General features: G+C 60.1%; 21 protein-coding genes. 13 read left to right on the forward strand and 8 right to left on the reverse strand.

Annotation, left to right across the window (positions count from 1 at the left end; genetic code table 11):
- From CNX70_RS16280 to CNX70_RS16290, 4 genes are read left to right on the forward strand one after another with little or no spacing between them, the layout of a single operon-like run.
- Nucleotides 1-825, forward strand: a complete 825-nt coding sequence (locus CNX70_RS16280) for a CheR family methyltransferase (protein ID WP_096235558.1) — start codon at nucleotides 1-3, stop codon at nucleotides 823-825.
- A complete protein-coding gene (locus CNX70_RS28920; RefSeq protein WP_244198823.1) occupies nucleotides 822-1037 on the forward strand; it encodes a hypothetical protein in 216 nt (71 codons plus the stop codon). Before CNX70_RS16280 ends, CNX70_RS28920 begins: the two co-directional genes overlap by 4 nt.
- Nucleotides 1034-1357: a hypothetical protein gene (locus tag CNX70_RS28925; protein WP_244198824.1), complete on the forward strand. Its 324-nt coding sequence runs from the start codon at nucleotides 1034-1036 to the stop codon at nucleotides 1355-1357. The genes CNX70_RS28920 and CNX70_RS28925 overlap by 4 nt, the downstream gene beginning before the upstream one ends.
- A complete protein-coding gene (locus CNX70_RS16290) occupies nucleotides 1344-2867 on the forward strand; it encodes a chemotaxis protein CheW (protein ID WP_244198825.1) in 1524 nt (507 codons plus the stop codon). Before CNX70_RS28925 ends, CNX70_RS16290 begins: the two co-directional genes overlap by 14 nt.
- Nucleotides 2868-3435: 568 nt before the next feature.
- On the opposite strand, the gene CNX70_RS16295 is transcribed toward CNX70_RS16290, so the two are convergent.
- Complete coding sequence (locus tag CNX70_RS16295; protein WP_096235559.1) at nucleotides 3436-4368, reverse strand: IS5 family transposase; 933 nt, start codon at nucleotides 4366-4368, stop codon at nucleotides 3436-3438.
- A 450-nt stretch (nucleotides 4369-4818) separates the two neighbouring features.
- Nucleotides 4819-6471: a 3-(methylthio)propionyl-CoA ligase gene (locus CNX70_RS16300; RefSeq protein ID WP_096235560.1), complete on the reverse strand. Its 1653-nt coding sequence runs from the start codon at nucleotides 6469-6471 to the stop codon at nucleotides 4819-4821.
- A gap of 297 nt (nucleotides 6472-6768) precedes the next feature.
- Between CNX70_RS16300 and CNX70_RS16305 the strand changes: the two genes are divergently transcribed.
- From CNX70_RS16305 to CNX70_RS16335, 7 genes are all read left to right on the forward strand, one after another.
- Nucleotides 6769-8163, forward strand: a complete 1395-nt coding sequence (locus tag CNX70_RS16305) for a protein adenylyltransferase SelO (protein ID WP_244198826.1) — start codon at nucleotides 6769-6771, stop codon at nucleotides 8161-8163.
- Nucleotides 8164-8172: 9 nt separating this feature from the next.
- The gene (gene msrB, locus CNX70_RS16310) at nucleotides 8173-8574 is read left to right on the forward strand and encodes a peptide-methionine (R)-S-oxide reductase MsrB (protein WP_096235562.1); all 402 of its coding nucleotides are present in this window, start codon (nucleotides 8173-8175) and stop codon (nucleotides 8572-8574) included.
- A gap of 84 nt (nucleotides 8575-8658) precedes the next feature.
- A complete protein-coding gene (locus CNX70_RS16315) occupies nucleotides 8659-9288 on the forward strand; it encodes a septation protein A (protein ID WP_046682773.1) in 630 nt (209 codons plus the stop codon).
- Nucleotides 9285-9572, forward strand: coding sequence for a BolA family protein (locus tag CNX70_RS16320; RefSeq protein WP_096235563.1), 288 nt, complete (start codon nucleotides 9285-9287; stop codon nucleotides 9570-9572). The genes CNX70_RS16315 and CNX70_RS16320 overlap by 4 nt, the downstream gene beginning before the upstream one ends.
- Before the next feature lie 84 nt (nucleotides 9573-9656).
- On the forward strand, nucleotides 9657-10436 hold the full coding sequence (locus tag CNX70_RS16325; RefSeq protein WP_096235564.1) for a peptidylprolyl isomerase: 780 nt from the start codon (nucleotides 9657-9659) through the stop codon (nucleotides 10434-10436).
- Nucleotides 10437-10552: 116 nt separating this feature from the next.
- Nucleotides 10553-11329, forward strand: a complete 777-nt coding sequence (locus CNX70_RS16330) for a peptidylprolyl isomerase (RefSeq protein ID WP_096235565.1) — start codon at nucleotides 10553-10555, stop codon at nucleotides 11327-11329.
- Nucleotides 11330-11395: 66 nt separating this feature from the next.
- On the forward strand, nucleotides 11396-12076 hold the full coding sequence (locus CNX70_RS16335; RefSeq protein ID WP_096235566.1) for a DNA alkylation repair protein: 681 nt from the start codon (nucleotides 11396-11398) through the stop codon (nucleotides 12074-12076).
- On the opposite strand, the gene CNX70_RS16340 is transcribed toward CNX70_RS16335, so the two are convergent.
- The gene (locus CNX70_RS16340; protein ID WP_096235567.1) at nucleotides 12039-12713 is read right to left on the reverse strand and encodes a TetR/AcrR family transcriptional regulator; all 675 of its coding nucleotides are present in this window, start codon (nucleotides 12711-12713) and stop codon (nucleotides 12039-12041) included. The genes CNX70_RS16335 and CNX70_RS16340 overlap by 38 nt on opposite strands.
- Before the next feature lie 107 nt (nucleotides 12714-12820).
- Here CNX70_RS16340 and CNX70_RS16345 point away from each other — a divergent pair, with 107 nt between their 5' ends.
- Complete coding sequence (locus CNX70_RS16345; RefSeq protein WP_096235568.1) at nucleotides 12821-13519, forward strand: DAPG hydrolase family protein; 699 nt, start codon at nucleotides 12821-12823, stop codon at nucleotides 13517-13519.
- 6 nt (nucleotides 13520-13525) lie between these two features.
- Here CNX70_RS16345 and CNX70_RS28930 read toward each other — a convergent pair whose 3' ends face one another.
- The gene (locus CNX70_RS28930; protein ID WP_096235569.1) at nucleotides 13526-14419 is read right to left on the reverse strand and encodes a GNAT family N-acetyltransferase; all 894 of its coding nucleotides are present in this window, start codon (nucleotides 14417-14419) and stop codon (nucleotides 13526-13528) included.
- 154 nt (nucleotides 14420-14573) lie between these two features.
- Here CNX70_RS28930 and ypfJ point away from each other — a divergent pair, with 154 nt between their 5' ends.
- Complete coding sequence (gene ypfJ / locus CNX70_RS16355) at nucleotides 14574-15479, forward strand: KPN_02809 family neutral zinc metallopeptidase (RefSeq protein WP_096235570.1); 906 nt, start codon at nucleotides 14574-14576, stop codon at nucleotides 15477-15479.
- Between the two features lie 42 nt (nucleotides 15480-15521).
- Here the strand turns inward: ypfJ and CNX70_RS16360 are convergent, their stop codons facing one another.
- The 4 genes from CNX70_RS16360 to CNX70_RS16375 form a co-directional block, all read right to left on the reverse strand.
- Nucleotides 15522-16286, reverse strand: a complete 765-nt coding sequence (locus tag CNX70_RS16360; protein WP_096235571.1) for a substrate-binding periplasmic protein — start codon at nucleotides 16284-16286, stop codon at nucleotides 15522-15524.
- Nucleotides 16286-17152, reverse strand: coding sequence for a carboxylating nicotinate-nucleotide diphosphorylase (gene nadC, locus CNX70_RS16365; protein ID WP_096235572.1), 867 nt, complete (start codon nucleotides 17150-17152; stop codon nucleotides 16286-16288). The genes CNX70_RS16360 and nadC overlap by 1 nt, the downstream gene beginning before the upstream one ends.
- Nucleotides 17149-18282 (reverse strand): quinolinate synthase NadA, encoded by a 1134-nt coding sequence (gene nadA / locus CNX70_RS16370; protein ID WP_070218383.1) that lies wholly within the window; start codon nucleotides 18280-18282, stop codon nucleotides 17149-17151. The genes nadC and nadA overlap by 4 nt, the downstream gene beginning before the upstream one ends.
- A gap of 111 nt (nucleotides 18283-18393) precedes the next feature.
- On the reverse strand, nucleotides 18394-19992 hold the full coding sequence (locus CNX70_RS16375; protein ID WP_096235573.1) for an ABC-F family ATPase: 1599 nt from the start codon (nucleotides 19990-19992) through the stop codon (nucleotides 18394-18396).
- Nucleotides 19993-20187: the final 195 nt, after the last annotated feature.

The raw sequence follows: 20187 nt of genomic DNA on the forward strand, positions 1-20187 counted from the left end.
ATGAGCCACGCGGCCACCTTGACGCCCGAGGTGCTGACGAGCCTGATCGCGCTGGTGCGCGAGCATACGGGCATCGCCATGACGGCGCGCAAGAGCGTGCTGCTGGAGCGGCGCTTGCAGCCACGGCTGCAGGCGCTGTCCCTGCCCAGCTACCAGGCTTACCTGGAGCGCGTCAGCAGCGACCGCGACGAGGTGGCCCATTTCATCGACCTGGTGACCACCAACGACACGCTGTTTTTCCGCACGCCATCGATCTGGGATTACTTCCGCGACCGCTACCTGCCCGCCTGGGCCCGCGCGCATCCGGGTGGCTGCCTGGAAGTCTGGTCGGCGGCGGCCGCCAGTGGCGAAGAGCTGTATTCGATCGCCATGCTGTGCGAGCAATTCAGGCTGCAAACGCCCGCTTTCCGCTACCAGATCCTGGCCAGCGACATTTCGCAGCACATCCTCGCCGCGGCCAAGGTGGGCCAGTACAGCGGGCGCTCCGTCGAGCGCATCCGCTTGTCGCACCCGGACTTGCTGCGCAAATATTTCACGCCTTCGCCGTATGGCCTCAAGGTCAACGAGGAACTGCGGCAACACGCCAGCTTTGCGCAGCACAATTTGCTGGAAGCGCTGCGCCCGGCCCGCCAGTTCGACCTGGTGTTCCTGCGTAATGTGCTGATTTACTTCGATGCCGGGCACCAGGAAACGGTGCTGCGCCAGGCGCGCTTGAGCCTCAAGGATGAAGGCAGGCTGATCCTGGGCGAGTCGGAAACCATCGCCCGCCTCGGCACCGGCTATCAATTCGAGTTTCCCATGATTTATAAGGCGGGGGCGGCATGATCCACACGCACACTCTGGCGGACGCGCCGCCGCTGCACCTGGTTGGCATGGGGCAACTTAGCGTGGGCACGCACGGCGAACAGCTGCAGGCGCTGCTGGGCTCCTGCATCGGCATCGGTTTCATCTGGAAGAACGGCCCCTGCTGCGGCCTTGCCCATTGTTTGCTGCCGGAAGCGCCGGGCGCCGACAGCAGCCTGGGGCACGCTATGTGAGCCAAGCTGTGCCCTCGCTGCTGCGCCTGATGGGCGTGCGCGAGGCCGATTACGCCGATATCGACGTGGTGCTGGCGGGCGGCGCCAGCATGTTCGGCCCCGATAACGGCCATGGCCGCCTGCAGGTGGGGCGGCAAAACGCGGCAGCGGCGCAAAAATACCTGGACCAGTGCGGCTTGCACGTCAGTTTTTGCGCGCTGGGCGGACGCCACGGGCGCCAGTTGCTGATCGATTGCGCCCACCACAGCTACGCCGTCACCGATGTGGTGACGCAACCCGGCTTGACTCCACGCAAGGAAGGCGCATATGGATATGCATGAAGGGCACAAGGGTGAGCGCGAGGGCGCCACCGAACTGTTCGGTTCCTTCCATCTGGGCGACGATGAATTCGCCCTGCCCGCCAGTTGCATCCGCGAAGTGGTGAACTACCCCGCGAAAGTCACCGCCCTGCCCCTGTCGCCCGCGTATCTGGAAGGCATGTTCACCTTGCGCGGCAGTGTCATTCCGGTGGTCAACCTGGGCCGTTTGTTCCACGCCGATGCGCCGCGCGCCGTGGCCACCGACAAGATCGCCATCCTCGACTTTCAGCAAGTGCTGATCGGCATCGTCTTCCAGGATACGGGGGAGATCCTGCGCGTGCCCGCCAGCGCGCGCAGCGCCCTGCAGTATGCGGCCGGCGACGCGCACGCCGTCATCGCCGGCACGATCTTGCTCGATGGCGGCGCGCGCCTGCTGCAAATCCTCGACCCGCACGCCCTGCTGCGCATCGAAAACGTGCCCCATGTGCTGGCCCTGCAGGCGACGGGCGCCAAACTGAGCACGGCCCGCTACCACGCGCAAAGCGAACGCCGGCAGTGCGTCAGCTTTCACGCGGCCGGCGCCACGTTTGCCTTCGAAATGCTGGCCATCCAGGAAATCATCCGGGTGCCGGAACTGCACAGCTCCCTGCTGAATAGCGAACTGTGCCTTGGCCGCATGCATTTTCGTGGCAGCCAGGTGGCCGTCGTCGATTTCGGCACCCTGCTGCAAGCGGCCGGGGCCGGCAACGGGGCCAAGGCGGCGACCAGTGAGCAGCGCATCATCGTCGTGCGCCTGGCTGACACGAGCATCGGTTTTCTCGTCGATTCCGTCGACAGCATCGTGCATTTCTTTGGCGACGACGTGCTGCCGATTCCCTTGCTGAGCAAGGCGCGCGCGGCCATGTTCGCCGGCTGCATCACGAAAGAGGGCCTGGGCGACATCATTTTCCTCGACCACAAGGGCATCCTGTCGCAGGCGGAGATCGTCGAGATGCGTGACGGCCACAAGCGCCTGTATCCAAACGACGCGGAAACGGCCACCGCCGCCACGCGCAAGGCGCAGCGCCGCGTCTACATCACGTTTACCGTGGAAACCCGCTTCGCCGTGGAAATCGGGCAGGTGCGCGAAATCATCGATTTCAGCGGCGCCATCACCACGCCACCAGGCATGCCGGCCTGCATGCGCGGCATGCTCAACTTGCGCCAGCAAATGATCAGCATCATCGACTTGCGCCAGCTGTACGCCATGCCGGCCCTACCTGACGCGAGCGCCGGCAAGATCCTCATCGTGGAAAGGGGTAGCGAGCGCTACGGCTTTCTTGTCGACCATGTCGACAACATCATGACCATTTCCGACAGCCAGCGCTTTGCGGCGCCGCAAATCATCCGCACGGGCACGCACGACGACTTGCGCAGCGAAATGGATGAAATGATCGATGTCGGCACGGATGCGCAGCGCCAGACCCTGTCGGTCTTCCAGTGCGATCATTTGCTGGAAAAGCTGGGGGCGGCGCTGCCGCAGGCGGCCTGAAATAGCGATCTGCTATTCAGCTTGGAGTTGGATCATTCAAAACACGTACTACACTTTTTTAATGCATTACCGACAATTAGTGCTCCATCTGAACAGCACGTTGACAATTTTGATAACATAAGTTTGTTGACGAAGAGTTCGATGGTGCTGCTTCGGCCAAATTTTTATTGTTGTTTGCGAAATAAACATCCATCTATTAGACAACCTACATTCCGTACAGCCACAACGAGATAAATAATCAAAAATGACTAAAAAATAATTTCCTTAACAAATCGAATTTATAGAAAATGAAGGGAATTATAAATTCGTCCTATAGTAAAAATCCACTTAACCAGAAACGAAAATCGATGGAGAAATTGCTAATCCAGAAGTTCATTATTTGATTTCTTCTCCACATACTCTGCAAATTTCAAGTGCCCTTGGATTTTTTTGCATCGCCAGCTTCAATCATGCTTTTACTAAATAGATGCTTATATGCCCTTATTTTATTTCTATAACCTTTTGTCAATCTAATGGACTTTGTTGCACAAATAAGCTAAGCGCGTAAAACCCCAAACCCCAGACGGATTTATGGTATGGCCACCGTTGTAGGCGTGCCCAATCGGGTGAAGCGATTTAGGATGGCGGCACGAACCTGCAGCTCGGCTACCTGTCGGTCGAAGTCGCGGGCCATCACCCGCTCGCCGAGTAGCTTGAAGCAACGCATTTTGGTTTCAACCAGACTGCGTCGATGATAGCCGGTCCACTTCTTCCATATTTTGCGACCGAGTCGGCGAGTAGCGGCGAGAATGAAGTTGCGCGCTTCTGCACCTGGACGTCGGTCTTTCCATGGCTTAGCGTTTTTGCGGGTCGGGATAATTGCTTCTGCGCCACGCCGGGCAATAGCTTCATGACAGAGTTTGGTGTCGTAGGCCCCGTCACCGCTAACGCTGGCGATGCTTTCATCTTGAGCAATTTGGTTGAGCAAGCACGGTAACATTGGCGCGTCGCCGGTGGCGTTGTCAGTCACCTCGATGGCTCGGATTTCCAGCGTGCTCGCGTCGATGCCCAAGTGGACCTTGCGCCACTGTCGGCGGTAGTCGGCCCCATGCTTCTTGGTTTTCCACTCACCTTCGCCGAGCATTTTGATGCCCGTGCTGTCGACCAAAAGGTGCAATCCTGTCGTCGTCGGCCGCGCCTCAATTGTCACTGCAAGATGCTTCTGGCGGCGGCTGACGGTACTAAAATCAGGTACTTCCCAGTCCAGGCCAGCAAGCTTGAGCAGGCTCTGCGCCATTCCCATCGCCTGGCGTAACGCCAAGTTGAAAAGGCCCTTGATGGTCAGACAAAATTGAATCGCCGCCTCACTGTACTTGGGACTGCGGCCGCGCTTGCCGCTAGCATTGCCATGCCAGCACATGTCCTTGTCCAGCCAGATGAGCAACGAGCCACTCGTCTTCAATGCTGCGTTGTACGCTTTCCAGTTGGTCGTTCGATACTTAAGTTTTGCAGGTGCACTCATGCCGTCAGTTTACGCGAGACGCGCTTCGGAGGCCGTTGTGAACGATTTTTGCAACAAAGCCGCACTACGACCAAAAATGTCTTTTTCCTCGACATCCCGTCGTCTAGTAGCCTCATCTCGCAAATGACTAGCAACTATTTTCATTAAAAATAAATTCCATCAATAATCAACAAAAACAACACGAGGCCGAAAAAAAGGCTATAGAGTCATATAATAATTAACTTGATTTTATATCGCAAAGCAATATAAATCGCAAACAATTAGCCGCGGACACTTTAATATGATTGAACTGTTTATTCCATGCGATTGCCGTCATTAATAAAAACATAAAACAAAGTAGATTTACAGGCGGACTCTTGAACTTTGTACCAGCCGGGCAAGCATAACAGGTGCCACTCGATAGGAGGCGATTCACTAAACCCGCCCGCTTCATCGATCTCGCACAAACTGCTACATCCCCGGCAGCTTGTGCCCCTTGAACTGCTCGCGCAGCTTGTTCTTCTGGATCTTGCCCGTGGCGCCCATGGGCAAGGCGTCGATGAACAGCACGTCGTCCGGCGTCCACCACTTGGCGATCTTGCCCTCGAAGAACTGCAACAAAACCTCGCGCGTGACCGTCATGCCGGGACGCAACACCACCACCAGCACGGGCCGCTCATCCCATTTCGGGTGGAAGACGCCGATGCAGGCCGCTTGCAGCACGGCCGGATGGGCCATGGCCAGGTTTTCCAAGTCGATGGTGCCGATCCACTCGCCGCCCGACTTGATCACATCCTTGCTGCGGTCGGTGATCTGCATGTAGCCATCCGCATCGATGGTGGCCACGTCGCCCGTGGGGAACCAGCCATCCTGCAGCACGTCGCCGCCCTCGTTCTTGTAGTACGACGAGATGATCCACGGCCCTTTCACCAGCAAATGGCCGTAGGCAACGCCATCCCACGGCAACTCCTTGCCGTCGTCATCGACGATCTTCATGTCCACGCCGTAGATCGCATGGCCCTGCTTTTGCAGGATCTTGCGCTGTTCGTCCTTCGGCAAATCCAGATGCTTGGTCTGCAGGCCGCCCGCCGTGCCCAGCGGCGACATTTCCGTCATGCCCCAGGCGTGGATGACCTCGACGTCGAACTTGTCGATCAGGGTATCCATCATGGCTGGCGGGCACGCGGCGCCGCCGATCACCGTGCGGCGGAAGGTGGAAAACTTCAGGTTATTCTGCAGCGCATGGTTCAACAAGCCCAGCCAGACGGTGGGCACGCCGGCCGAGAAGGTCACTTTTTCCGCCTCGAACAATTCATACAGCGACTTGCCATCGAGCGCCGCGCCGGGAAAGACCATGCGCGCGCCGGACAGGGGCACGGAATACGGCAAGCCCCATGCGTTCACGTGGAACATCGGCACCACGGGCAGCACCGTGTCGGAGGCGCGCACGTTCAGGCCGCTGGGCATGGCCGAGGCATACGCGTGCAGCACGGTCGAGCGGTGCGAATACAGGGCGCCCTTCGGATTGCCCGTCGTGCCGGACGTATAGCACAGGGTAGCGGCCGCATTTTCATCGAACAGGGGCCAGGTGTAATCGTCGGAATGCGTGGCGATCAAGTCTTCATAGCACAGCAGGTCGGGGATGCTGCTGCTGGCAGGCATGCGCTCGCGGTCGCACATCAGGACAAAATGACGCACAAAAGTGCAGTCGGCGGCGATTTTCTCCACCACGGGCAAAAAGGTCAGATCGAACAGCAGAACCTGGTCTTCCGCGTGATTCGAGATGTAGGCGATCTGGTCGGGAAACAGGCGCGGATTGATGGTGTGCAGCACGGCACCCGAGCCGGACACGGCATAGTAGGCTTCCAGGTGGCGGTAGCCATTCCAGGCCAGCGTGGCAACCCGGTCGCCCATGCCGACGCCGAGGCCATGCAGTGCATTGGCCAGGCGGCGCGCGCGCTGGTGGCAATCGCGGTAGGTGTAGCGGTGCATATCGCCCTCCACCCGCCGCGAAATGATTTCGCTGCCTGCATAATGACGCGCTGCAAACTCGATAATGCTGGAAATCAGCAGGGGCTGATTCATCATCTGGCCCATCACTGGACTCAAGGGAAATGCCGACATCGTGTCTCCTGGGGTGGCTACTCGGTTATTGTAGGAATTAAAAGATTTTCCCTAGTTTCGTACGGTCGTGCGGAAATCGTCAACGCATTTCGATATTGCAATGCAGCATGGAATTTTTGATTCCGTTTTTTGCACTGCCGGCGTCCGGTACGCACCTTCGCGCCGTGCGGTAAAATCGGGTTCCAGCCTGGCGCACCTTGCCGGCGCATCTACTTGAATGGAATCGCCATCACCGCTCATACCTTACCACTGGACAATGCCTTTGCGACATTGCCACCCGCGTTCTATACGCGGCTGATGCCCACGCCCCTGCCCGCACCCTACTTTGTCGCCGCCAGCGCGCCGGCAGCAAGCCTGATCGGCCTCGATGCCGCGCGCCTGGCGCAAGCCGATTATGTGGAGCTGCTGATCGGCAATACCGTGGCCGAGCGCTCGCTGCCCCTGTCGGCCGTGTATTCGGGCCACCAGTTCGGCGTCTGGGCCGGCCAGCTGGGCGATGGCCGCGCCATCTTGCTGGGCGATATCGCCACCGAACACGGCCCGATGGAGCTGCAGCTGAAAGGCGCCGGCGCCACGCCGTATTCACGCATGGGCGACGGACGCGCCGTGCTGCGCTCATCCATCCGCGAATTCCTGTGCTCGGAAGCCATGGCGGCGCTGGGCATTCCCACCTCGCGCGCGCTGTCCATCATGGGTTCGCAGCAAGGCATCATGCGCGAAACGGTCGAGACGGCGGCTGTCGTCACGCGCATGGCGCCCACTTTCGTGCGCTTCGGCTCGTTCGAGCACTGGTTTTACCGCAAGAAACCGGACGAGCTGAAAATCCTCGCCGATTACGTCATCGATGGCTTTTATCCCCATTTGCGCGCTGCGGCAAATCCGTATCAAGCCTTGCTGGCCGAAGTGTGCGTGCGCACGGCGCACATGATCGCGCAATGGCAAGCCGTGGGCTTCATGCATGGCGTGATGAATACGGACAATATGTCGATCCTGGGCCTGACGCTCGATTACGGCCCGTTCGGCTTCATGGAAGCGTTTGACGCAGAACACATCTGCAACCATACGGACCAGCAGGGCCGCTATTCCTACGCCAACCAGCCGCAGGTGGGCCACTGGAATTGCTATGCGCTGGGCCAGGCCCTGCTGCCGCTGATCGGCGAAGTGGAACTGGCGCAGGCGGCGCTGGACAGCTACCAACCTGCCTTTGCGGAGAAGATGAATGCCTTGCTGCGCGCCAAGCTGGGCTTGCAGACGAGCCAGGACGACGATACGGCGCTGTTCGACAGCATGTTTGCGCTGATGCAAGCCAATCACGTGGATTTCACCAACTTCTTCCGCGCCCTGGCGACACTGCAGGTGGCGGAGCCCGCGCACGACACGGCGCTGCGCGACCTGTTCATCGACCGCCCCGCCTTCGATGCGTGGGCGGCACGATACCGCGCGCGCCTGTTGCTGGAGCACAGCGTCGATGCTGAGCGGCAAGCGGCCATGAACGGCGTCAACCCGAAATACGTGCTGCGCAACTACTTGGCGCAAGTGGCCATCGAAAAAGCCCAGCAGCAAGACACCACGGAAGTGGCGAAATTGCTGGAAATATTGCAAAAGCCATTTGACGAACAGCCAGAACACCAGCACTATGCGGCCCTGCCGCCCGACTGGGCCAGCCACCTTGAAGTCAGCTGCTCATCCTAAGGAGTCATTATGACCACCAATAAAGTCAAGAAAACCGATGCCGAATGGCGCGCCATGCTCGATTCCATGCAGTACGAAGTCACGCGCCACGCGGCCACGGAACGGGCCTTCACGGGCAAGTTCTGGGACCACCATGCACACGGCATCTACACCTGCGTCTGCTGCAACACGCCCCTGTTCGCGTCGGACACGAAATTCGATTCCGGCTGCGGCTGGCCCAGCTATTTCCAGGCCCTGGACCCGGCCAACGTGACGGAGATTGTCGACCGTACCCACGGCATGCTGCGCACGGAAATCGTCTGCGCCGTCTGCGACGCCCACCTGGGCCACGTCTTCCCGGACGGCCCGCCGCCGACCGGCTTGCGCTATTGCATCAATTCGGCTTCCTTGCGCTTCGATCCGCAGCCTTGAGACACCGGTATAGCCTGGGAGCGCCACGGTTGCTCCTAAGCCATTCCTAAGATGATTTTAATAAGACCAGTGTAAAGTCTCGCCATGAAATTTCTATTCGACCTATTCCCCCTGATCGCCTTCTTCGCCGCTTTTAAACTGGGCGGCATGTATGAAGCGGCTACGCACGATTTCGTGCAGCAATATTTGTCCGGCTTCGTGTCTGGCGGCCTGATCAAGGCTGACCAGGCGCCATGGATACTCGCCACCCTGGTCGGCATCGTCGCCACCGCCTGCCAGGTCAGCTATCTGCTGCTGCGCGGGCGCAAGGTGGACGGCATGCTGTGGCTGTCGCTGTTCATCTTTGTCGTGTTCGGCGGCGCCAGCATTTACCTGCATGACGATTTTTTCCTGAAGTGGAAGCCGACCCTGATCTACTGGCTGTCCGGTCTGGCCCTGCTGATCGCCCACGTGGGTTTCAAGAAAAACCTGATCCGCAAGACCATGGAAGCGCAAGTGCAATTGCCTGATGCCGTCTGGAACCAGTTGCTGGCGGCATGGATCATTTTCTTTGGCGCCATCGGCGCGCTCAATTTGTTCGTCGCCTTCGTGCTGTACAAGGGCGACATGGCCGCCTGGGTCAGTTTTAAAGCGTTTGGCGCGACGGGCATCTTCTTTGCCTTCATCGTGGCGCAAACCCTGTTCCTGGCCAAACATATCAAGGAAGACGCATGATGACGAACGACACGACAACGCGCATGCAGCGCATCCGTACCCGCCTGGAAACGGCACTTTCCCCTCTGGAATGCGTGCTGGAAGACGACTCGGCGCGCCACCAGGGCCATGCGGGCGCCGCCTCCGGCGGAGGCCATTACAATCTACGCATTATTTCTAGTCAATTTGAGGGGCTCAGGCTCGTCATGCGCCATCGACTGGTGTATGATTCCGTGCACGATATGATGCATAATGAGATACATGCATTGGCGATTGTGGCCCTGGCGCCGTCCGAAGTAGTGTAAGGACGGTGTTTTGGCGTACCCGAGCCATGTTATCAATTTCTTTCCATGCGTTTTTTACGAAACTTTCCCTAACAGGATTTAATAATGACTTTTAAGCCAGCCCGCTTGCTGATCGCACTACTCGCCGTTGTCGCGGTACCTGTTTTTGCGCAAAATATTGCCGTTGTTAATGGCAAGCCTATCCCATCGTCGCGCGTTGATGCAGTCGTCAAGCAAGTCGTCGCCCAAGGCCAGCAACCGGATTCGCCGCAACTGCGCGAAATGATCAAGAAGGACTTGATCGGCCGTGAAGTGCTGATGCAAGAAGCGGAAAACAAAGGTTTCGGTAAAGATGCAGCCGTCAAGCAGCAAATCGAGAACGCACGCCAGGCCATCGTCATCAACGCCCTGGTCGGCGACTACCTGAAAAAGAACCCCGTCAACGACGCTGAAATCAAGGCGGAATACGACAAGTTCGTAGCCCAGACGGGCGACAAGGAATACCACGTGCGCCACATCCTGGTGGCCACCGAAGCGGAAGCGAAAGACATCATCGCCAAGCTGAAAGGCGGCGCCAAGTTTGAAGACCTGGCCAAGCAATCGAAAGATGCCGGCTCGGCCGACAATGGCGGCGACCTGGACTGGGCAGCCCCATCGTCGTTCCCGAAAGTGTTCTCCGACGCCTTCGTGAAGCTGCAAAAAGGGCAAGTCACCGACACCCCGGTGCAAACGCCTAACGGCTTCCACGTGATCAAGCTGGACGATACCCGCGCGGCCAAGCTGCCGACCCTGGAAGAAGTCAAGCCACAGATCGCCGAAGCGCTGCAGCAAAAGAAACTGCAAGCGTATCAGGAAGAAATGATCAAAAAAGCAAAAGTTCAGTAAGAACTGACCTCCCCGGCGCCCTTTTCGGCGCCGGTCGTGTATTCTGCGCCTGAATGCGCACTACACGGCAGTCGCGATCTTTTGTACCGTTTTTTGTATACTTATTAGGAATGAACATGATTTTGAAGCCAGCCCGCCTGATCTTAGCCCTGGTCGCCGTCGTCGCGATCCCTGCGTTCGCGCAAAACGTCGCCACCGTGAATGGCAAGGCCATCCCATCGTCGCGCGTCGACCAGGTCGTCAAGCAAGTCGTCGCCCAAGGCAAGCAAGCCGATTCGCCGCAATTGCGCGAAGCCATCAAGAAAGACCTGATCGGCCGCGAAGTGCTGATCCAGGAAGCCGACAAGCAAGGCTACGGCACGCGTGCGGAAATCAAGTCGCAGATCGACAATGCCCGTCAAAGCATCATCATCAATGCCCTGCTGGCCGACTACGTCAAGAAGAACCCTGTCAAGGACGCTGAAATCAAGGCCGAGTACGACAAGTTCAAGGCACAGGCCGGCGACAAGGAATACCATGCACGCCACATCCTGGTGGCCACCGAAGCGGAAGCGAAAGACATCATCGCCAAGCTGAAAGGCGGCGCCAAGTTCGAAGAACTGGCGAAAGTATCGAAAGACGGTTCCGCAGCCAATGGCGGCGACCTGGACTGGGCTAGCCCAGCTTCGTACGTGAAGCCATTCTCCGACGCCATGGTGGCCCTGAAACCAGGCCAGGTCACGCAAACGCCCGTGCAATCGCAATTCGGCTTCCACGTGATCAAGCTGGAAGAAACCCGTCCGACGAAGCTGCCGGCACTGGAAGAAGTCAAGGGTCAAGTGGCTGAATCGCTGCAACAGAAGAAACTCGCCGCTTACCGCGATGAGTTGATGAAGAAGGCAAAAATCCAGTAATATCGGATGAAGATGAAAAGGCGCTCCACGGAGCGCCTTTTTTACGCCTGAACATGGGGAAACAGCATGGACTTGCACGCGGGTTTAAAAATTGCACTCGAAGCGGCTGCCGAACCGGGCCGCGCGGCGCCTATGCAGGCCTACATGCGCGACCAGTTCGTGTTCCTGGGTGTGGCGGCACCGCAGCGGCGGCTGGCCGCCAGGGACTTGCTGGCGGGCTTGAAAGGCCTCGATGCCGATACGCTGCTGGAACATGCGCAGCGGCTGTGGCAGCAGCCGCAGCGCGAATACCAGCACGTGGCGCTCGACATGCTGGCCCTGCACTGGCGCCAGCTGAGCATCGGTCACCTCCCCGCCCTGCTCGGCCTGGCGCGCCAGCGCGCCTGGTGGGACAGCGTCGACGGCATGGCAGGCATCGTCGGCGACGTGCTGCAGGCGGAACTGCGGCGCGGCGGCGATGTCCATGCGCATATGGTCCCGGCCTTGCAGCACGAAGACTTCTGGCTGCGCCGCATCGCCATGCTGCACCAGCTGGGCTGGCGCGGCGACACGGATGCCGCCTGGCTATTTGACGCGGCCCTGGCGCTGGCGCATGAAGACGCGTTTTTCATCCGCAAGGCCATCGGCTGGGCCCTGCGCGATTACGCGCGCCACGCGCCCGAAGCGGTGACGGCGTTTGCCAACGCGCACCGCCAGCAACTATCGCCGCTCAGCTACCGCGAAGCGCTGAAGCACCAGCCACCTTGAACGACTGGCCGCCGAGCAATCGCAGCGCCGCATCGATACGGGAAGCAGCATCCCAGGCGGGCACGGGCGCCAGCAAGCCCAGCGCCATCTGCCGCAGCGGCTCGGCAATCACCATGGCCAGCAGCAAGCCGGCCAGTTCGGATGCGTCGCCGAGCACCACGTGGCCGCGCGCTGCCTGGCGCTGCAACCACTCGGCCAGCAGGGCCGTGCCCCGCTCGATGCCGTTGCGCTGATACACGGCCAGCAAATCCGCGCGGGCGGGAAACTCCGTGCACAGCAAGCGAAACAGCCCGACGGCGTCCGCCGTCAGCACGCGCGCCGCCATCGCCTGCAAGATCTCTTTCAACAAGGGTAGCACTTCGCCGGGCGCGGCCGCATCGTGCGCCATGGCCGGCAGGAAGGCATCCGTCCAGCCGCGCACCACCAGGGCGACCAGTTCCTCACGGTTGGCCGCATATTGATACAGCGACTTTTTTGCCATGCCCGCGTGGCGCGCCACCGCTTCCATGGTCGTGGCCGCATAGCCTTCGTGCAGCAGCAGCCAGGTGGCCGCCTGCACGGCCGCCTCGCGCGCTTCCTCGGGCGGACGGGCCGGACGGCCCCGCCCACGCAAGGCCTTGCTTTCTTCATCCTGCATGCCGGCTCCAGTCTTGATCGATGGGCAATTCTACACTGAAACACATTTAGGAAACGTTATATGTTTCTTTAATATATAATTGTCGCACCCTAACAAAGGAGAACGACATGACGCAGCATATTGAATTCCCATGGAGCATCACCAACACGGGCGACTTGCTCGACCCGTTTCCCCTGCACCTGGAAACGGGCATCACGCGCCTGGAAGACGGTTGCCTGCTGGTGGCGGCGCGCACGGAACTGCATGGCTGCAGTGGGCGCATGCTGGACTGGTGGTTTACGTTTTTCGAGACGACGCAGCACATCAAGTGGTGGCATCCGCACGACCACGTGGCCCATCACGGCTGGAACAGCGCGTGGAAAAAGGGAAAGAGTTATTACGGCGCTTCGATCGAAGCGGTGGAGTCCTTGGGCGACATTGCGCCCGTGAAAGCCAAGCTGAAGTTCCATGATCCGAAGGAAGTATTTGACCCGGCGCAACTGCAACTGGCCAAGAACAGCGGCGCCCTGTCGGCCGCCATCTGCGCGCGCATCGGCTTTGGCGAGCACGTGCAACTGGACCCGCAGGGTGATCCGCTCGACGGCGAAATGCTGCATTTGACACGCGACACGCCCACGGGCTGCGTGCTGCGCAGCCGCTTCCTGCTGGGACGCAACAGCCTCGATCCCGTGCGCGACGTGCCCGACGTACTGGGCCTCAATTTGCTGCGCCATTGCTACAGCGAATTTACCTATCTGTCGCGCTTTTTACCATCGCTGTATTACGGCGAGCACGCCAACGGCGAAAAGGCCCCGCTGCCCTGGTAAGCAGCCTTACAGCCGCTTGTGCATGCGCGCCAGCGGCAGTTTGATGTCATCGGGCAAGTCGAGGTGAAAATCTTCCGTGACGGCAAAACCGCTGGCCCGGTACAGCGGCACGCCGGGCAAGGTGGCGGCCAGTTCCAGTGCCGTAAAACCGGCGGCCAGCGCCTGGCGTTCGCAATGGCGCATCAGCATGCTGCCCAGGCCCTGACGGGCGGCGCTTGGCTCGACAAAGAAGGCGCGGATGCGGCCCGGCTGGCTGGCCGGGTCGAGCAGCGGGTCCGGCCCGCTCTTCGCGCGGTCAGCGCCATACAGGGTGGCGCGCTGGCTCCAGCCACCGCAGGCCAGCATGGCGCCATCGCGTTCGATCACGAAATACGTCCGGTCGGCCACCAGCTGCGTATCGACGCCAAACACATGGCGTGTCACGGCCTGGGCCTGTTCCTGCGTATAAAAGCCCGCGCTCAATGCCACGCCGGAACGGGCGATCAGTGCATTCATGGCGGCCACATCGGCCGACAGCGCCACGCGCAGGCGCGTCAGGGCGCCAAAGCTGAACCAGGCACGGCTGATGCGGCCTTGCTCTACCTCATAGGTCGCCACCAGTTCCTGCGCGGAAACACCGTCCGGCGTGTCGCCATGCACGATCTCATGGTCGATCACCAGCTTGCCGCAAGCGATGCGGTTGAGCAACTGCGCCTGCGGCCGGCTGGCGGCGAAACGGGCCGTGAAACGGGGGCCGATCTGCGCGCTGCCTGTGGCCAGCAAGGTAGCGGGATGCTGGAATTGCTGCGCATCATCGGCGTAGATAGCCAGCAAGGCCGGCACGTCGTGTGCGTTGTAGGCGTCCAGTTGTGCCTGGACCACCGCCGTGGGCGAAATGCGTGTATCGTTGGCAAGCGCCATGCGTGCACCTGTTGTGATGTGGTTGGAAAGTTGCAAAGCGTAACATTGTCGCCCCTGTCGCGGCGCGGTTTACTGCGATAATAACAAGATTCGTCTCAAGCAGCATGTTGAGACGTCACCAATCAATCGCACCATCGCAGCAGGAGTAAAGATCATGAAATGGGAAGGCAATCGCGAAAGCGACAATGTGGAAGACCACCGTGGCGAAGGAGGCAGTGGTGGTGGCGGCGGTGGCGGCGGTGGCGGCGGCTTCGGTTTTGGCGGGCGCTCGATCGGCATCGGCACCATCGTCATCGCCCTCGTCGGCTCGTATGTGCTGGGCGTCAATCCCCTGACCTTGCTGAATCTGCTCAGCGGCGGTGGCGGCCAGGTCAGCACCCAGCAAAGCCAGTCGCCGGCGCGCCAGCCGCCCGAATCGGACGACATGGCCCGCTTCGTGAAAACCGTGCTGGCCGATACGGAAGACACGTGGGGCGCCCTGTTCAAGGCCGAAGGCGGCACCTATGTGCGCCCCAAGCTGGCGCTGTTTTCGGGCAGCATCCCCACCGCCTGCGGCACGGGCCAGAGCGCCAGCGGGCCCTTCTATTGTCCCGGCGACCAGAAAGTCTACCTGGACCTCGATTTCTTCAAGCTGATGCAGCAGCGCTTCAAGGTCTCGGGCGAATTTGCCGAAGCTTATGTGATCGCGCATGAAGTGGGCCACCACGTGCAAAACCTGCTGGGCTTGTCCGAGAAGGTCGACAAGGCGCGCCGCACGCAATCGGAGCGCCAGGCCAACGCCATGTCCGTGCGCCTGGAATTGCAGGCCGACTGTTTTGCCGGCGTATGGGCGTATCACGCCAATCAGGATCGCAAGATCCTCGAACAAGGCGACGTGGAAGCGGCCCTGAAAGCGGCCACGGCCATCGGCGACGATGCGCTGCAGCGCCAGTCGCAAGGCCATGTCGTGCCCGACTCGTTTACGCACGGCACTTCGGAACAGCGCGTGCGCTGGTTCAGCAAGGGCATCGAAAGCGGTCAGATTTCCCAGTGCAATACGTTTGAGGCGCGCCAGCTGTAATGCAGGCAAAGCCAGCATGCCGCCTGGTCTGGCGGCATGCGCTCAGGGCACGCCGACGTCGTACCGCTTGCCCAGCCGCTTCAGTTCGCCCGTCTCGATCAGCTTATTCAATTCCTGGTCGAACTGCAGGCGCAGCTTGTCGAAAGTCGGCGAGCGGGGGAAGGCGAAATAGCCGTTTTGTACTTCGATGACTTTGGGCAAAGGCTTCACCTGGCGAGCATAGCCCAGGCGGGCGATCACGGGGTCGGTATTGCGGCGGTTGCTGACAAACACATCGACGTGATTGTGGACCAGCATCTTCAAGCCATTTTCCACATTGTTGGCCACGCTGACCTGCAAGCCGGGCCGCACGCGCTCCCAGTCCGCGCCATACGCCCAGCCGTTGAGCACCACCACCCTGCGGCTCTTCAGCACGCTATAGTCGCCATCCCAGCCAAAGCTGGCGTCCTGGCGCGTATAAAAGAGCATCTGGTCCTGATAAAAAGGCTTGTCGGAAAACCCCATGCTGGCGATGCGCTCGGGCGTCTTGTAGGGGCCGATCAGGATATCGGCCTGGCCCTGCACCAGCATGGCTTGCGCGCGCGCCCACGGCACCATGCGAAAACGCACGGTGTTACCCGTGCGTGCCGCCATCAGCCGCAGCAGTTCGGCGCCCAGTCCGCCATACTCACCACCGTCCTGGTATTCAAACACGTGCTCGAACTGCGCGCCCACAGCCAGCAGTTCCCGAGCTGGCGCCTGCGATGGCACAAGCAGCGCCGGCCACAGCAGCGCCAGGGCCAGCAGGCGCTGCCCGGCTTTTCGCATCAGCCGACGATGCGCAAGGAGTAATCGGTGGCCCGCACATCCTTGGTCAGGCTGCCGATGGAGATGCGGTCCACGCCCGTTTCGGCAATCGCCCGCACGGTATCGAAATTGATGCCGCCCGACGCTTCCAGCAAGGCGCGGCCATTCGTCAGTGCCACGGCTTCACGCATCATGTCGTTGCTGAAGTTATCGAGCAAGACGGAGACGGCGCCCGCGTCCAGCGCTTCCTGCAATTGCGCCAGGGTTTCCACCTCGATCTGCACGGGCACGCCCGCGTCGAGGTTGCGCGCGTTTTCCAGGGCCTGGCTGACTCCGCCCGCCGCCGCGATATGGTTTTCCTTGATCAGGATGCCATCGTACAGGGCCAGGCGCTGGTTCTTGCCGCCGCCGACGCGTACCGCATACTTTTGCGCCAGGCGCAGACCCGGCAAGGTCTTGCGCGTATCTAAAATGGAAGCCTTGGTGCCGGCCACCACATCGACATACTGGCGCGTGGCCGTGGCGACCGCAGACAGCAGTTGCAGGAAATTGAGGGCGCTGCGCTCGGCCGTCAGCAAGGCCCGCGCCGGCGCCTGGATCGTGCAGACGACGCTGTCGGCCGTCATCATGTCGCCTTCGGCGTAATGCCAAACGATGTCGATGCTGCGGTCCAGGCTTTTCATGATGCCTTCGAACCACGGCGCGCCGCACAGCACGGCTGCTTCACGCACGATGACACGGGCCGTGACGATGTGGTCGGGCGGCACCAGTTCGCCCGTCAGGTCGCACTGGCCCACGTCTTCCAGCAAGGCGGCCAGCAGATTGCCTTCGAACGCGCGCGCCAGGGCCGCATCGAAAGGAGCGAAAGAATTAACGAGGGTACTCATGCTGGACCGATTCCTTGGAACAATGTGGTTTCTTTTGCCAGGTCCGCCCCCGGCTTGAGGCCCGCCTTCTTGGCGGCGGCGAAGTCGAGCATGCGATTGATCGAACGCACGGCCAGCTGGCCGACGGCAGGATCGACGTGGATTTCGTTATGCATGTTTTCCAGCGTTTGCGCCAGGTTCAGCAAGCCGTTCATGGCCATCCATGGGCAGTGCGCGCAGCTTTTGCACGTGGCGCTGTTGCCGGCCGTGGGCGCTTCGATGAAGCGCTTGCCCGGTGCGGCCGCGCGCATCTTGTGCAGGATGCCATTGTCGGTGGCGACGATGAAGGTATCGGTATCCATGGTTTGCGCTGCCGCAATCATTTGCGACGTGGAGCCGACCATGTCGGCCAAGGCCACCACGTTGGCGGGCGACTCCGGATGCACGAGCACCTTGGCTTGCGGATACTCTTCCTTGAGCAAATCGAGTTCGATGCCCTTGAATTCGTCGTGCACGAGGCAGCTACCCTGCCACAGCAGCATATCGGCGCCCGTTTCCTTCTGGATATACGAACCCAGGTGTTTATCGGGTGCCCAGAGGATTTTCTTGCCCTGCGCATGCAGGTGAGCAACGATGTCCAGGCCGATCGACGACGTCACCATCCAGTCCGCACGCGCCTTGACGGCCGCGCTGGTGTTGGCGTACACCACCACCGTGCGGTCCGGATGGGCGTCGCAGAAGGCCGTGAATTCGTCCACCGGGCAGCCGAGGTCGAGCGAACAGGTCGCGTCGAGGTCAGGCATTAATACCGTTTTCTCGGGACTGAGGATTTTCGCCGTTTCACCCATGAAGCGCACGCCGGCCACGACGAGGGTCTTGGCCGGATGGTCGCGCCCGAAGCGGGCCATTTCCAGGGAATCGGAGACGCAGCCGCCCGTGGCTTCGGCCAGGTCTTGCAGGTCGGCATCAACGTAGTAGTGGGCAACGAGCACGGCTTCGCGCTCGATCAGCAGGCGCTTGATGCGCGTGATCAGTTCGGCTTTTTCAGCCGGGGAAGGCGTCGCTGGCGTGCGTGCCCAGGCGTGGGCAGTGCAGCTGGCTCCGTCTTGTGGATGTTCATACTCGACGGATTTGATGGCTAGAGTTTGCATGGTGTAGGGTAGCTGGGTGAAAATACACGATGGCATATCGGCAGGCCGATTACCCAGCCTGCGACACTGCATGCCGGAAGCGCTGCATGCGCCATCCGGCAACCCATCGAATTAATCGATGCCTTGGCTCTTCAAGTAATCTTCGTAATTGCCGCTGTAATCGACAATGCCGTCTTCCTTGATCTCGATGATGCGGTTGGCCAGCGAAGACACGAATTCGCGGTCATGCGAGACGAAGATCAGGGTGCCCGCGTATTTTTCCAGCGCGATGTTCAAGGATTCGATCGATTCCATGTCCATGTGGTTGGTCGGTTCATCGAGCATCAGCACGTTGTGGCGGCCCAGCATCAGCTTGCCGTACATCATGCGGCCTTTTTCACCACCGGAGAGTACCTTGACGGCCTTTTTCACATCGTCGCCGCCAAACAGCAGGCGGCCCAGGATGGAGCGCACGGCCTGGTCATCGTCGCCCTCTTTCGTCCACTGGCCGATCCAGTCGGTCAGGTTTGTATCCTTGGCGAAATCTTCCGTCGGATCTTGCGGCATGTAGCCCACGTTGGCGTTTTCCGCCCACTTCACGCGGCCCTGGTCTGGCTGCAGGCCGGCGATGTCGCCTGCGATGCAACGCAGCATGGTGGTCTTGCCGGCGCCGTTGGCGCCGATGATGGCGATTCGCTCGCCCGCTTCGACCATGATGCTGAAATTCTTGAACAGCTGGCGGTCAAAACCTTTCGAGATATTCTCGACTTCCACGGCCAGGCGGTGCAATTTCTTTTCGCCGTCGAAACGCACGAAGGGATAGGCGCGCGACGATGGCTTGATGTCGTCGACCTTGATTTTTTCGATCTGCTTGGCGCGTGATGTCGCCTGGCGCGCCTTGGATTTATTCGCGGCGAAGCGGCGCACGAATTCCTGCAGCTCGGCAACCTTGTCTTTCGCTTTCGCGTTGTTGGCCAGCTGCTGGTTGCGCGCCTGGGTCGAGGCGAACATGTATTCGTCGTAGTTACCCGGGTAAATCTTCAGGGTGCCGTAGTCCATGTCGGCCACGTGGGTGCAGACCTGGTTCAGGAAGTGGCGATCATGGGAAATGATGATCATGGTGGAGTTGCGCTCGTTGAGCACGTCTTCCAGCCAGCGAATCGTGTTGATATCCAGGTTATTCGTCGGCTCGTCGAGCAGCAGGATGTCCGGATTTGAGAACAGCGCCTGGGCCAGCAGCACGCGCAGCTTCCAGCCTGGCGAGACATTGCTCATCGGGCCTTGATGCAGATCAATGGCAACACCGGCGCCCAGCAGCAGTTCGCCCGCGCGCGATTCGGCCGTGTAGCCGTCGTATTCGGATACTTTGCCTTCCAGATCGGCTGCCTGCATGTAGTCGTCGTCGGTCGCTTCCGGGTTCGCGTAGATCGCGTCGCGTTGCTGGATGGCGGCCCACATTTCCGTGTGGCCCATCATGACCACGTCGAGCACGCGCATGTCTTCAAACGCAAACTGGTCCTGGCGCAGCTTGCCCAGGCGCTCGTTGGTATCGAGCATGACATTGCCGCCCGATGGGTCCAGGTCGCCGCCCAGGATTTTCATGAACGTCGACTTGCCGCAGCCGTTGGCGCCGATCAAGCCATAGCGGTTGCCGTCGCCGAACTTGACGGAGATATTCTCAAACAATGGCTTGGCGCCAAACTGCATCGTAATATTTGCGGTTGATAGCATGTGATATTGGGTCTTTATTCAGTTAAAACAGCTAGTTAAGTACTTTTCTCCCATTATACAGCACCCACCCTCATCACTCTATAGTGGTCCGCCAAGGGCGCTCCCGAGTGCATGCAGAGAAATAATGGCAAGAAAATATGATTGCCGTATCTCCATTTAGCGACTACGCTGCGTGCCATCCGTTTTCTACCCTCC

Origin of the sequence: Janthinobacterium svalbardense (genome assembly GCF_002327145.1) — a bacterium.
Classification (GTDB): Bacteria; Pseudomonadota; Gammaproteobacteria; order Burkholderiales; family Burkholderiaceae_D; genus Janthinobacterium; species Janthinobacterium tructae.

What these genes read in the sequence shown, in the direction of transcription:
- CNX70_RS16340 (WP_096235567.1), bottom strand. Translation starts at nt 12,713, where the DNA reads ATGCAGGATGAAGAAAGCAAGGCCTTGCGTGGGCGGGGCCGTCCGGCC.
- CNX70_RS16315 (WP_046682773.1), top strand. Translation starts at nt 8,659, where the DNA reads ATGAAATTTCTATTCGACCTATTCCCCCTGATCGCCTTCTTCGCCGCT.
- CNX70_RS16325 (WP_096235564.1), top strand. Translation starts at nt 9,657, where the DNA reads ATGACTTTTAAGCCAGCCCGCTTGCTGATCGCACTACTCGCCGTTGTC.
- nadC (WP_096235572.1), bottom strand. Translation starts at nt 17,152, where the DNA reads ATGAGTACCCTCGTTAATTCTTTCGCTCCTTTCGATGCGGCCCTGGCG.
- CNX70_RS28930 (WP_096235569.1), bottom strand. Translation starts at nt 14,419, where the DNA reads ATGGCGCTTGCCAACGATACACGCATTTCGCCCACGGCGGTGGTCCAG.
- CNX70_RS16305 (WP_244198826.1), top strand. Translation starts at nt 6,769, where the DNA reads ATGCCCACGCCCCTGCCCGCACCCTACTTTGTCGCCGCCAGCGCGCCG.
- CNX70_RS16360 (WP_096235571.1), bottom strand. Translation starts at nt 16,286, where the DNA reads ATGCGAAAAGCCGGGCAGCGCCTGCTGGCCCTGGCGCTGCTGTGGCCG.
- CNX70_RS16335 (WP_096235566.1), top strand. Translation starts at nt 11,396, where the DNA reads ATGGACTTGCACGCGGGTTTAAAAATTGCACTCGAAGCGGCTGCCGAA.
- CNX70_RS16345 (WP_096235568.1), top strand. Translation starts at nt 12,821, where the DNA reads ATGACGCAGCATATTGAATTCCCATGGAGCATCACCAACACGGGCGAC.
- CNX70_RS28920 (WP_244198823.1), top strand. Translation starts at nt 822, where the DNA reads ATGATCCACACGCACACTCTGGCGGACGCGCCGCCGCTGCACCTGGTT.
- CNX70_RS16290 (WP_244198825.1), top strand. Translation starts at nt 1,344, where the DNA reads ATGGATATGCATGAAGGGCACAAGGGTGAGCGCGAGGGCGCCACCGAA.
- CNX70_RS16295 (WP_096235559.1), bottom strand. Translation starts at nt 4,368, where the DNA reads ATGAGTGCACCTGCAAAACTTAAGTATCGAACGACCAACTGGAAAGCG.
- ypfJ (WP_096235570.1), top strand. Translation starts at nt 14,574, where the DNA reads ATGAAATGGGAAGGCAATCGCGAAAGCGACAATGTGGAAGACCACCGT.
- nadA (WP_070218383.1), bottom strand. Translation starts at nt 18,282, where the DNA reads ATGCAAACTCTAGCCATCAAATCCGTCGAGTATGAACATCCACAAGAC.
- CNX70_RS16280 (WP_096235558.1), top strand. Translation starts at nt 1, where the DNA reads ATGAGCCACGCGGCCACCTTGACGCCCGAGGTGCTGACGAGCCTGATC.
- CNX70_RS16320 (WP_096235563.1), top strand. Translation starts at nt 9,285, where the DNA reads ATGATGACGAACGACACGACAACGCGCATGCAGCGCATCCGTACCCGC.
- CNX70_RS16300 (WP_096235560.1), bottom strand. Translation starts at nt 6,471, where the DNA reads ATGTCGGCATTTCCCTTGAGTCCAGTGATGGGCCAGATGATGAATCAG.
- CNX70_RS16330 (WP_096235565.1), top strand. Translation starts at nt 10,553, where the DNA reads ATGATTTTGAAGCCAGCCCGCCTGATCTTAGCCCTGGTCGCCGTCGTC.
- msrB (WP_096235562.1), top strand. Translation starts at nt 8,173, where the DNA reads ATGACCACCAATAAAGTCAAGAAAACCGATGCCGAATGGCGCGCCATG.
- CNX70_RS16375 (WP_096235573.1), bottom strand. Translation starts at nt 19,992, where the DNA reads ATGCTATCAACCGCAAATATTACGATGCAGTTTGGCGCCAAGCCATTG.